The sequence below is a fragment of the Streptomyces sp. NPDC054765 genome, from assembly GCF_053612065.1.
Genome location: NZ_JBSHBP010000034.1, coordinates 78,681 through 90,432 on the forward strand (window position 1 = coordinate 78,681; position 11,752 = coordinate 90,432).

Sequence of the window (11,752 nt, forward strand, 5' to 3'; positions counted from 1 at the left end):
GCCCGGCGCCAACGGCCTTGGGCGCACGGCTCGTTCGCTCCCGGACCGCCGCTGGTCGGCGGCCCGGGAGAGTACTGCATGAGACGCGTCACAGCTCCAGGGGGAGCGGGTGCTCGTCCTCAACCCCGTCTGAGCGAAGGGCACCCTGCACCCTCTGTTCTAACTACTGAAATGGATGCCAGTGGTTAGATCGAGAGGGGGTAACCGATCGCGCGGCCTTGAGTGGTTAGATCAGCGGCGGGAATGCCCGAGGCGGACGGCGCCGTCGCCGCCCGGACACTCGGGCTGTCCCAGCCAGTACTCCCGATGATGCCCGGGGTGCCCGAACGCCGCAGCCACGACTACCCCCGCGCGGGCATCACCATGCTTGACCCAGAGGTCAGGCACCGGCCTGGTGACCTGAGTCGTTGATGCCTCGCCAGCGACTGCCGAGGCATCAACGACTCAGAACACCCAGCGCGCCATCGACGCTCCTGTCGTCGGCTCACGCGCTGGGTCACAGCGGGTGAGCCGAAGTGCAGGAGGTGTCACCGGCGGAGCCGGATGAGCCTGCCGACCGGACCGGTCGCCCGGGGCCCAGCTGCTGCACCTGCTGTGGTGCCGGCATCCGCGGACCTGGTCAGCCGTCAGTTCAAACGCTGTGCAGCCCGTGATCGACATCTTGCGCACCGAAGTGACGTACGGCCAGTATCTGGACGTGACTGCCACCGGCACCGGCACCGGCACCGCCACAGCAGACCTGGCATGCGCCCTGGCGGTCATCCGCACAAGACCGCCAGGTACAGCGTGGAGCACCCCCTCCACCTTCCTCACCCTGGCCGCGGCATCCGGCACCACCACACCAGCGAAGCTGCCCTCACACGCTCCCTCATCGCCTACGGACCCTGACCGCGATCGGAACAACGCGTCGAGTGGTGGACAGAGCCACGACACTTCTGGAGAGTGATCATGGGTATGCAACAAGGGGCGCGGGTGAGGGTGGATCGGTTCCCTGACCCGCTCGTGGTCCGGCAGCGGCGTGGTCCGGTGCCGGACAGCCTCGCACGGCTGGCTGACGGCCTCGCCGACCAGGCGTGCCGGCAGAGGCTGGCACGGCTGACCATGGGACCGCCTGGGCACACCGGCCTGGACGGGGCACAGGTCGTGACCGCCACCGAGTACCGGCCGTATGAGTCACTGGGGATTCCCAGCTCGCCGGACGGCGACCGTCTCTGCGCGGAGTTCATGGACGCGCTGCTCAGCGACGAGGTCACGAAGAGCATCCAGGAGAGCGGGCCGATGGCGATCCTGGCCGCCACGGACGCGATCCGGCAGATCCTGGCCGGTCCCGACAACCCTGTGGGGGACCGGCTGGCCGCGCTCGCGGCGGTCATTCCCGCCAAGGGCGGCGAGGCCGGACCGATCATCGCCGAATACGTCGCGCGGCACGCCAAGGACGAAACCCAGGCCACATTGATGGCACTTCGTGACTACTGGGGCAGCATCAACACGTTCTGGCTCCCCCGGGGAACCGGTGACTTCCTGGACCTGTTCGGCGCCGTGTTCATCCTCGCCAGCGCCATCGACTACGCCGGCGCCTCCGATGACTCCGGGGCCGGCGGCCGGGAGGTGCACGTACAGGCCGCTACCGAGGGGACCGTTGCCGTGGCCGGCCGCGCCGCCGACCTCGCGCTCCAGGAGACCGCCCTGACGTGTGGGGTCATGCTCGCCAAGGACGCCCTGTGCCATGCTCCCGACCGGCTCCCCGACCCCCGCCGGTACCTGGCCGACGCGGGCGGTGCGCCGACCCCGCACGAGTACATGTGGGCCCGGTGGTGGGACGCGGCAATGCTGCCCTATTTCCGTCTGGGATTCGGCTCACCGCCCTACCGGATGCTCGACGACGACGGCGCCGGAACCTTCGACGTCGCTTTCCGCTGTCACCGGATCCGCCGAGCGATCGACAACTCCTACCGCTACAACGAGATCATCGGCATCCTCACCGACTACGCCCACGGGGAAACCTGCAACGAGGCGCTGCTGGCGATCGCCGCAGGAGGAGTCCGGGCGGTCACCGGATACGCCGCCGCGTGCGCCCGCGTCGTCGATGACGTCTTGACGTGCGACTGCGGAGCAGACGGGCATGAAGAGGTGGCCGAGACGGCGATGGGCGGGCTGGCCTGGTATCTGGTGACCCCCCGCTACGGGGTCCGCGCCCAGCTGCATGCCTTGTCCACCACTACAGGCGACTTTCCGCGGGTGTTCTCCCTGCGCACGGCAAAGCCACAGTTCGGATCGATCGCGCGGACCAGGCTGGACGACGGCGAAACGCTCCACGGCCCCGGCTGGGAACCGTTATGGCACGAGGACGACACACCCGAAACGCACTGGGTCGATCAACTCGCCGAACGTGCCGCACGACGCGTCGTCACCGCCGACACCAGCACCGTCACCACCCACGCCTGTGCCACCGCGGCACACAAGGCCATCAGTGCCTGTGCCACGGCCACGCCCGACGATCTGCCGCAACTGGCGTTTCTTTGGCGTGAGTTGTTCCTGACCGCCGCCGCCCACACCCTCGACACCACCACCACCGTCGACGATGTCGTCACCCGGCTCGCCGACCTGACAGCCCGCGTCTGGGAGCATGTCATCGCCGGTCCGGGAATCGTTCCCGACCCGCCCGGCGACGCCGACACCATCCTGTCGATCGACACCTACCACGCCGTCTGGGACACCTACTCCCTGCCGCCCCGGCAGGGGATCCCCATCCGCCGAGCGTTCATCGGCACGCTGGCGAGCAGCGTGGAACTCAGCGGAATCGGCCCGTGCGGCCGGCTGATCGACGGCATCGTCACCGCCCTGACACCGCACGACCAACCACATCCCCAGCCAACCCGGCCTGCCGTGACCAAGAAGGATGCCGGCTGACTTGCGGAGGGCATGCGCCATGCACAAGACCACCCCGAAGGGCAAGATCCGGAGTACGGCGGGAGTGCGGGTGAGAGATCTACGGCTGATCCCCCCGGCCCCCCACGCGTGGCCTCTGGCAGGCCACTTGGTGCCTTTGGCACGGGACCCGTTGGCCTTCTTGAAGTCGCTGCCCGCCCACGGAGCACTGGTCCGCGTCCACATGGGACCTGTGCCGCTGGTGGTGATCTGCGATCCGGAGCTGACCCATCAGGCCCTGGTGGACGACCGCGTCTTCGACAAGGGCGGCCCGGTGTTCGAGCGCTTCCGGGACGTCCTGGGTGACGGCCTCAGCAGCTGTCCGCACCATGCTCACCGTCGGCTGCGCCGACTGGCCCAGCCTGCCTTTCATTCCGGCCGTCTTCCCGGATACGCACGGACCATGACCGCCTGCCTCGAGGAGGTGACCGGTTCCTGGATGCCGGGACGGCCCCTGGACGTGCCCACCGAGATGATGTCGGTCACCTCCCAAGTCACGGCCGCCACCCTGTTCTCCGAATCCTTGCCCGCAGCCGAGCTCGGACGGCTCATCGGCGACGTCAAGACCATCGCGGGCGGGGTCTTCCGGCGCATGTTGTTGATCCCGCCGCTGGACCGGCTCCCCACTCCGGGCAACCGCGCCTATCTGCGCGCACGCACACGCCTACGTCACACTTGTGACCTGGTCATCGCCGAGCGGCGGGCCGACGGCACCGACCACGGTGACCTGCTCTCGGCCCTGGTCGCAGCGCGCGACCCGGAAGACGGCGGCCGCGGCATGACGGACGCGGAAATCAGCGACACGATCCTCACCGTCTTCCTGGCCGGGACGGAGACGACAGCCGGCACCCTGGCCTGGGCACTGGACCTGCTGGCGCGCCACCCCGAGTTCGAGCAGCGGCTGCACGCCGAGGTCGACACCGTCCTGCGCGGAAACCCTGCCACTCACGCCGATCTGCCCCGTCTGGAACTGACCGAACGCATCATCAACGAAACCCTCCGGCTGTACCCCCAGGGCTGGTTCCTCACCCGCACAGTCACCCATGACACCCACCTGGGCAGGCACCCACTCCCCGCCGGCACCAGCCTCGCGTACAGCCCCTATCTCATCCACCACCGCCCCGATCTCTACACCGACCCCGAAACCTTCGACCCCGACCGCTGGGACCCCCAGCGCCCCCAGCCTCCCCGCAACGCCTTCATCCCCTTCGCCACCGGCGCCCGCAAGTGCATCGGCGACACCTTCGCGATGGCCGAGGCCACCCTCGCCCTCGCCACCATCACCGCCCGCTGGCGCCTGAAGCACCTGCCCGGCCATCACCGGACCCGCCCCGTCCTGGGAGCGTCAATCGGACCGGGCGAACTTCGGATGCAGCCCACACCTCGGTAGAGGCCCTGACGCGCTTCGGCCCAGCGGGGCGGGCCGCTGAGCCGAAGCACGAGAGTTGTCACAAGGACAGGCTTCGCCTGGAGAAGACCCGATTGCCACCTGCACGATCGCTTCGTGGCAGGGGGCGGCCGGAGTCCTTCCGCCCCGACGGGCTGGCTAACCTGTAGGCGGAAGGGGAGTGCACGCGATGGAGGCAGGGCCGACCGGTGGCGGTCAGCACGGGCAGGGTTCGCGGCGGCGCCGGGAGATCGTGGCCGCGGTCCAGCGATTGCTCGGCGAATGGGGCAGCTCCGAGCGGCTGACGATGCGGGCGGTCGCCAAGGAGGTGGGCATCTCCGCTCCGAGCATCTACCTGCATTTCCAGGACAAGACCGAGTTGGTGTGGGCGGCGCTGGAGGACCGCTACGGCGAACTGGCCGCCCAGATGGCTGCCGCCGCCCTGGCCGGCGACGACGCGGATCCGAGGGTCCGGGTCCGGGCGCAGGCGCACGCGTACTGCCGGTTCGCCCTGGGCAGTCCAGGCCACTACAGGCTCATGTTCGAGGTGCACCAGCCGACGGCGGACCCGAGCAGGATTGGCGCCCACCCAGCGCGCCACATTTCCGCCGGCCTGCGCGCCGGCCTGCACAGTTGCACGGAAGGCGGGTTCGGCCTGTCCCTGCCGGTGGAGCAGGCCGCGCAGACGCTGTGGGCCGGCCTGCACGGCATGGTCTCGCTGCACCACAGCCTCTACCGCGACGAGTCCTCGGAAGACCTGATCCTGCAACTCGCCGACGGACTGGTCGACTCGCTTGTCGCCGGCGCCGGCGCCGCCCGATTCCTCACCGGAAGCGGATCCGAGACCGAGGCCTCGCGCAGGATCAGGGCGCTCAGGAGTATCCCGGGGCCGGAGGGCCCTCAGCCGTAGCGGGAACCGTCGTCCCTTGCCAGGGGCGGTTCCCGGCGGCGTATCTCGCGTTCACACGTCCTTCATGTCGCCAATAACCCTTTGCATGGGGCTGGTTGCTGCCCCGTATGTGCAGGAGTACAGTCGCCGCTGAACTAAGTTAGGCGCTTAGGGCAACCATATGCTGCCTGACCCTGGGTCGCCCGTTGCTGCGGGCTGGACGGAAGTGGATCCGCCCCATGGACATCTCCATCGACTTCGACAAGTGCTGCGGTGCCGGCCAGTGCGTGCTGGCGGCGCCGGAGGTCTTCGACCAGCGGGACGAGGACGGCGTCGTGGTCCTGCTCGATGACAACCCGCCCGCCGAGCAGGCCCAGAACGTGGTCCAGGCCGCGGCGGTCTGCCCGGCCGCCGTGATCCAGGTGCGGGTGTGAGTGCCACGGCCGCCGCTCCGTCGCGGATCGCCGTGGTCGGCGCTTCCGCGGCCGGACTGAGCGTCGTGGAAGGGCTGCGGCGCGAGGGCTACACCGGATCGCTCACGCTGATCGGCGAGGAAGAGCACCTTCCCTATGACCGGCCGCCGCTGTCGAAGCAGCTGCTGTCCGGCGCGTGGGACACCGACCGGCTCCACCTGCGCGGCGAGGACGACATCGCCACCCTCGACCTCCAACTGCGCCTGGGCCAACCGGCCATCGCTCTGGACACCACCGCCCGCCAGATCACCCTGGCCGACACAAGCCTCGTCGGTTACGACGCCCTGGTGGTGGCCACCGGCACCCGGGCACGTCGGCTGCCGGGCACCGAATCGGTGCGCGGGGTGCACGTCCTGCGCACCCTGGAGGACGCGCTCGCGCTGCGCAAGGACCTCGCAGAGCGGCCGCATCTTGTCGTGGTCGGCGGCGGCTTCGTCGGTGCCGAGGCCGCCGCCGTGGCCCGTGGCCTGGGCTGCGAGGTCACCCTCGTCACCGACACCGCCCAGCCGATGGGCGACGCCCTCGGTGACGAACTGGGCGCCCTGCTGCGCACCGTCCACCACGAACACGGCGTACGGATCGAGACCGGGGTCCGCGTCGACCGGGTCCTCACCGACGGCGGGCGGGCGCGCGGGGTGCGTCTCGCCGACGGCCGCACCCTGGCCGCGGACGCCGTCCTGGTCGGCATCGGCGCCCAGCCCAACACCGAGTGGCTCACCGGCAGCGGCGTCCCGGTCGGCAACGGAGTGGAGTGCGACGCCACCCTGTACGCCGGCTCCGGGGTGTGGGCGGCGGGCGACGTCGCCTGCTGGCTCAACGCCCGCACCGGTGAACCCTGGCGGATCGAGCACCGCACGAACGCCGCCGAGCAGGGCCTGGCCGTCGCCCGCAACATCCTGGCCGGCCCGGCGCGGGCCACCCCGTTCGATCCGGTGCCCTACGTGTGGTCCGACCAGTACGACCTGAAGATCCAGATCTACGGCCGGACCCGCGGCGCCGACGAGATCCGCGTCGTCGAGGGCAGCACGGCCGAGCGCAAGTTGGTCGCTGTGTATGGCCGGAACGGCCGGACCTGCGCTGCGGTCGGCATCAACATGGTCCGGGCCCTGCGCGGCTACCGGGCACAGGTCGCCGCGTCGGCCCCCCTTCTCACCGGGAGGGCGGCATGAGCGACACCCTGCGGGCCGGTGTGGTCGGCCTGGGAATGATCGGCGGCGGTGTGGCCGTCAGCCTGGCCCGCAGCGGACGCGTCCCCGCGGTCCACGACGTCCGGCCCGACGCCGCCGCGGACCTGGCCGGTGTGCCCGATCCGCTCGGCTCGCCCGCCGAGTTGGCCAAAGTCTGCGACGTCGTGATGGTCGCGGTGGTCAACGCCGACCAGGCACGCGAGGTCATCGGCGGCGAGAACGGCCTGCTGCGGGCGGCCCGGCCGGGCCTGACCGTCGTCCTGCTCGCCACCGTCGCCCTGCCGGTCGTCCACGAACTGGCCGCGCTGTGCGCCGGACACGGCGTGGGCTTCCTCGACTGCGGGGTGACCCCCGGCGACAAGGCCGCCTTGAATGGCATGATCGCCATCCTCGGCGGAGAGCAGCGCACCGTGGACGCGGCCCGGCCCGTCCTCGTGGACTGGGCGAAGAAGGTCGTGCACTGCGGCCCGCCCGGCGCCGGCATGGCCACCAAGATCGCCCGCAACGTGATCACCTACGGCAGTTGGCGCACGGTCGCCGAGGCCGCGGCACTGGCCCGCGCCGCGGGCGTGGACCCGGCCCGGCTCGCCGAGGTCATCGACGCAGCCGACCCCGAGGGGCGCACCCTGCTGCAACTGCTGCGCATGCAGGACGCCGACGGCGTGCTGCCCGAGGCCGTCGGCCAGCAGATCGAACCTTTGATGACCAAGGACCTCGATGCCGCCCGGGACCTCGCCGCCGCCCTCGGTGTCCAGGCCCCCCTCGTCGAGACGGTGCGTACGCAGGCCCGCCGCACCCTCCAGCCGGACGCCGAACCGGCCCCAGCACCGGCCCCGGCACCGGCGAAGGACGATGTCCACGCCTACGGCCTGCACATGATGGACCAGGCGTACGGCCCCGGTTTCAGCACAGCGGTCCAGGACGCAGACGACCCCTTCACCACCGAGACCGTCGACTACCTCTTCGCCCAGGTGTGGGGCCGCGAGGGCCTGTCCGTCCGCGACCGCCGGCTGCTCACCCTCGGCGTCGCCGCCACCGTCGGCCGGCCCGAACTCGTGCAGATCATCGCCAACGGCGCGCTGGTCAACGGCGAACTGAGTCCGGATGAGCTTCGCGAGGCCGTCCTGCACCTGGCCGTCTACACCGGCTGGTGCAAGGCCACCGCCACCCACACCGGCGTCACCGCCGCGATCGACGCGCACGCCGCCGCGCAGCGCCCCACCAGCCAGCCCCCCACCACCGCGCAGGAGCAGTAATGACCGAGATCCTCGTCAACCAGCCCGTCACCCGCGACCCTGGCGCCCCCCTCGACCCTCCGGCCGAGTACACCAAATTGAGGGAGGAGCAGCCCATCGTCAAGGTCCGCTTTCCCAACGGCTCCACCGGCTGGCTCGTCACCCGTTTCGAGGAGGGCAGCCAGGTCTTCACCGATCCGCGCCTGAGCGCCCGCCGCCCGCGCCACGACACCCCCGAGGGCGAGGTCGCCGAGGCGGGCGAGGACGCCCCCTTCGACGCCGGCTTCGTGATGATGGACGAGCCCGAGCACGGCGCCTACCGCCGCCTGCTCACCGCCCGTTTCACCCCCAAGGCCGTGCAGAACAATCTCCAGCCCTACCTCGACAAAATCGTTGACGAGCACTTGGACGCCATCGCCGCGGGCCCCGAGACCTTCGACTTCGTCCAGGCCATGGCCCTGCCCATCCCGTGCCTGGTGATCTGCGAACTCCTCGGTGTCCCCTACGAGGACCGTGACGGCTTCCATGAGGCCACCGTCGACCTCATGGACATGGCCAAGAGCCGCGAGGAACGCGACAAGGGCGCCCACTGGCTCATCGACTACATCACCAAGCTCGTCGCCGACAAGCGCAGTACCGGCGCCAGGGACGGCATCCTCGCCGAACTCATCAACAAGACCGACGGTGAGGACTCGGCCCTCACTGAGAAGCAGCTCATCGGCCTCGGCGTGCTGCTGCTGTTCGCCGGACACGACACCACGGCCGCCATGATGGGCCTGTCCACCCTCACCCTGCTCACCCACCACGAGCAGCGCGAGCAGATGCTGGCCCACCCCGAGAAGATCGGCACCACGGTCGAGGAGCTGATGCGCTACCTCACCATCGTTCAGTTCGGCCTGGGCCGCGTCGCCAAGGAGGACCTCGAACTCGCCGGCGCCCACATCAAGAAGGGTGACCTCGTCGTCGTCGCGATGAACGCCGCCAACCGCGACCCCCGTGCCTTCCAGGACCCCGACACCCTCGACATCGACCGCAAGATGGCCCGGCACATGGGCTTCGGCTACGGCGTCCACGCCTGCCTCGGCCAGAACGTCGCCCGCGCCGAACTCAGGACCGTCCTGCCCAAGCTCTTCCAGCGCTTCCCGGGCCTCCGCCTCGCCACCCCGCTGGAGGAAGTCCCTATGGACTTCACCGGCACCAACTACGGCGTCCGCAAGCTCATGGTCACCCGCTGACCCTCCAGCCACGCGCTGCGCGCCCTCGGGGCGGACGGCGCCTCCCGGGGAGCGGTCCCGCCGCGGCATGACCCCCACGTTTTGATAGCGAAGGAGTACCCCCTCATGACCGTCTCCTCCGAACACGCCCCCACTCTTCCGCTGAAGCGCGGGTGTCCCTTCTCCCCGCCCGAGGACGCCACGGCCTTCCGGGAGAGCGGCCGGCCGCACCGGGTGACCCTCTGGAACGGCAGCACCCCCTGGCTGATCACCCGGCACGACCACATCCAGCAGCTCCTCGGGGCACTCGGCAAGATCAGTGCGGACGTCACCGACCCCGGCTTCCCCCACACCAGCGACGCCCAGCCCGCCGTCGAAGGCAACATCTTCTTCCGCAAGGACGGAGCACAACATCTTCCGGTGCGCCGCATCCTCAACCCGGACTTCACCGCCAAGCGCTCCGAAGCGCTGCGCCCGCGCATCGCCGAACTCACCGACCAGCTCATCGACGACCTGCTCGCCATGGACGAGCCTGTCGACCTGGTCGAACACTTCGCGCTGGCCCTGCCCACCGTCGTGATCTGCGAAGTCCTCGGCGTCCCCTACCAGGACAGCCCCACCGTGCACGAGTCCTCGAAGAAGATGGTGCAGCTCAGCATCGCGCAAAACGAGAAAGTGGCTGCGCACCGCGCGCTGCACGACCTGTTGACCCGCCACATGGAGAGCAAGCGTTCCCGGCCCGACAACGGACTGCTGTCACGCCTGGTGAACACGCATGTCGACGAGAAGGGCGACCTGACCTTCGAACAGGCCGTGGGGCTCGGCGTCCTCGTGATCGGGGCCGGGCACGAGACCACAGCCAACATGATCGCCCTCGGAATCCTCGCGCTCCTGCGCGAACCCGCGCAGCGCGACGTCCTGCTGTCCGACCCGGCGGCGTACGCCTCGACCGCGGTCGAGGAGATGATGCGTTACTGGAGCATGGTGCAGACCGAACCGCGCCGCGTCCTGACCGAGGACATCGAGGTCGGCGGCGTACTACTGAAGGCCGGCGAAGGAATCATCTGCAACCTGCCCGCCGCCAACCGGGACCCCCTGGTCTTCGCCGAGCCCGAACGCCTGGACATCACCCGCAGCGAGCGCAAGCACATGGGCTTCGGCTATGGCGTGCACCAGTGTCTGGGTCAGAATCTCTCCCGGGTCGAGATGCAGGTGGCCTGGCCGAAGCTGTTCGAACGGATCCCGGGCCTGCGGCTCGCCGTCGACGAGAGTGAGCTGCACTTCCACGACGACGCCCTCACCTATGGAGTCGAGACCCTGCCGGTGACCTGTGGAACAGGCCGGGACTGAGTGTCCGCGAGCGGCGCATCGTCACGCTCACGGTCCTGGCCATGCTCCAGTCCCTCCACATACACGGACACTTGCACGTCAAGGCCGCCCTCGACAGCGGTGACCTGACCGAGGCCGAACTCCGGGAGATCGCCGTGCAGATCGCCTGTTACGCCGGCTGGCCCGTCGCCACCGCGAATGGACCGTGGACAAAGCCACCGGCAGGACATCAGGAGTGGAGGACCTGTGACCGGACGTCTCCAAGGAATGCGGGTTCGGCGTGGCCCCGGACGGCCGACTGTTCCGGAACCAGGCCGGAACCTACGTGGACGCTTCGGCGTATGGCACCACGTGGGCGTGGGCACGGAAGTCCGTCCTGACGCGGATGGAGCTTGCCTCCGGCCTGGCCAAGCGGCCCTACGACCTCCGGCATGCCGGGATCTCGTTCCGGCTGTACTCCGGTGTGGACCCGGCCGAATGCGCACGCCGGGCGGGCCAGAGCATCGAGGTCCTCTTCCGCCACTATGCCAAGTTCCTGGACGGCGTCCGGGAGCAGGCCAACCGTCTCATCGAGCAGTCCATGCAGGAGTGGGACCGCGTCAGCCAGGGCGCGGCGCCTGCCGGGTGAGTCGGGGGTTTTGGTCCGTGACTGGTCCGGAAGAGCTGGTCAGGAGCGGGATACGGGTGGGGGGAACCGGGAGTTACGACGTAAACCGGGCCCCGCTCTGAGCGGACCGGGCGGAAGGCGCCTGGCGGGCAAAAGCCCAGGTCAGGCGCCTTTTCTCGGGCCCCTAGAAGAAGCCGAGCTTCTTGGCCGAGTACGAGACCAGCAGATTCTTCGTCTGCTGGTAATGATCCAGCATCATCTTGTGCGTCTCCCTGCCGATGCCGGACTGCTTGTAGCCGCCGAATGCCGCGTGGGCGGGATAGGCGTGGTAGCAGTTGGTCCATACGCGTCCGGCCTGGATGGCGCGGCCGGCGCGGTAGGCGGTGGAGCCGTCGCGGGTCCAGACCCCGGCGCCGAGGCCGTAGAGGGTGTCGTTGGCGATGCCGATGGCGACGTCGAAGTCGCTGAAGGGGGCCACGGCGACCACCGGGCCGAAGATCTCC

At 69.7% G+C, this 11,752-nt stretch carries 11 protein-coding genes; 10 read left to right on the forward strand and 1 reads right to left on the reverse strand.

Annotated elements, in window-relative coordinates; genetic code table 11:
• The first annotated feature begins 978 nt into the window (after positions 1-978).
• The 10 genes from ACWGJY_RS21755 (at position 979) to ACWGJY_RS21800 (ending at position 11,270) form a co-directional block, all read left to right on the forward strand.
• Positions 979-2,910 carry a hypothetical protein gene (locus tag ACWGJY_RS21755; RefSeq protein WP_453262472.1) on the forward strand — a complete coding sequence of 644 codons (1,932 nt, stop codon included), beginning with the start codon at positions 979-981 and terminating at the stop codon, positions 2,908-2,910.
• 19 nt (positions 2,911-2,929) lie between these two features.
• Entirely contained in the window at positions 2,930-4,318 is a 1,389-nt protein-coding gene (locus tag ACWGJY_RS21760; protein ID WP_453262473.1) for a cytochrome P450, read from the forward strand.
• A gap of 187 nt (positions 4,319-4,505) precedes the next feature.
• Positions 4,506-5,225, forward strand: coding sequence for a TetR/AcrR family transcriptional regulator (locus tag ACWGJY_RS21765; protein WP_453262474.1), 720 nt, complete (start codon positions 4,506-4,508; stop codon positions 5,223-5,225).
• 218 nt (positions 5,226-5,443) lie between these two features.
• Positions 5,444-5,638, forward strand: coding sequence for a ferredoxin (locus ACWGJY_RS21770; RefSeq protein WP_453262475.1), 195 nt, complete (start codon positions 5,444-5,446; stop codon positions 5,636-5,638).
• Positions 5,605-6,846 carry an NAD(P)/FAD-dependent oxidoreductase gene (locus ACWGJY_RS21775; protein WP_453262482.1) on the forward strand — a complete coding sequence of 414 codons (1,242 nt, stop codon included), beginning with the start codon at positions 5,605-5,607 and terminating at the stop codon, positions 6,844-6,846. The genes ACWGJY_RS21770 and ACWGJY_RS21775 overlap by 34 nt, the downstream gene beginning before the upstream one ends.
• Entirely contained in the window at positions 6,843-8,120 is a 1,278-nt protein-coding gene (locus ACWGJY_RS21780) for an NAD(P)-binding domain-containing protein (protein WP_453262476.1), read from the forward strand. The genes ACWGJY_RS21775 and ACWGJY_RS21780 overlap by 4 nt, the downstream gene beginning before the upstream one ends.
• Positions 8,120-9,334: a cytochrome P450 gene (locus ACWGJY_RS21785; RefSeq protein ID WP_453262477.1), complete on the forward strand. Its 1,215-nt coding sequence runs from the start codon at positions 8,120-8,122 to the stop codon at positions 9,332-9,334. Before ACWGJY_RS21780 ends, ACWGJY_RS21785 begins: the two co-directional genes overlap by 1 nt.
• A gap of 105 nt (positions 9,335-9,439) precedes the next feature.
• The gene (locus tag ACWGJY_RS21790; RefSeq protein ID WP_453262478.1) at positions 9,440-10,663 is read left to right on the forward strand and encodes a cytochrome P450; all 1,224 of its coding nucleotides are present in this window, start codon (positions 9,440-9,442) and stop codon (positions 10,661-10,663) included.
• A gap of 17 nt (positions 10,664-10,680) precedes the next feature.
• The gene (locus ACWGJY_RS21795; protein WP_453262483.1) at positions 10,681-11,022 is read left to right on the forward strand and encodes a carboxymuconolactone decarboxylase family protein; all 342 of its coding nucleotides are present in this window, start codon (positions 10,681-10,683) and stop codon (positions 11,020-11,022) included.
• Positions 11,023-11,027: 5 nt separating this feature from the next.
• Complete coding sequence (locus ACWGJY_RS21800) at positions 11,028-11,270, forward strand: integrase (protein ID WP_453262479.1); 243 nt, start codon at positions 11,028-11,030, stop codon at positions 11,268-11,270.
• Positions 11,271-11,433: 163 nt separating this feature from the next.
• Here ACWGJY_RS21800 and ACWGJY_RS21805 read toward each other — a convergent pair.
• Positions 11,434-11,752, reverse strand: a 319-nt coding sequence (locus ACWGJY_RS21805) for an aldehyde dehydrogenase family protein (protein ID WP_453262480.1), incomplete at its 5' end; no start/stop codon positions are given.

What these genes read in the sequence shown, in the direction of transcription:
- ACWGJY_RS21760 (WP_453262473.1), top strand. Translation starts at nt 2,930, where the DNA reads ATGCACAAGACCACCCCGAAGGGCAAGATCCGGAGTACGGCGGGAGTG.
- ACWGJY_RS21765 (WP_453262474.1), top strand. Translation starts at nt 4,506, where the DNA reads ATGGAGGCAGGGCCGACCGGTGGCGGTCAGCACGGGCAGGGTTCGCGG.
- ACWGJY_RS21770 (WP_453262475.1), top strand. Translation starts at nt 5,444, where the DNA reads ATGGACATCTCCATCGACTTCGACAAGTGCTGCGGTGCCGGCCAGTGC.
- ACWGJY_RS21780 (WP_453262476.1), top strand. Translation starts at nt 6,843, where the DNA reads ATGAGCGACACCCTGCGGGCCGGTGTGGTCGGCCTGGGAATGATCGGC.
- ACWGJY_RS21785 (WP_453262477.1), top strand. Translation starts at nt 8,120, where the DNA reads ATGACCGAGATCCTCGTCAACCAGCCCGTCACCCGCGACCCTGGCGCC.
- ACWGJY_RS21790 (WP_453262478.1), top strand. Translation starts at nt 9,440, where the DNA reads ATGACCGTCTCCTCCGAACACGCCCCCACTCTTCCGCTGAAGCGCGGG.
- ACWGJY_RS21800 (WP_453262479.1), top strand. Translation starts at nt 11,028, where the DNA reads ATGGAGCTTGCCTCCGGCCTGGCCAAGCGGCCCTACGACCTCCGGCAT.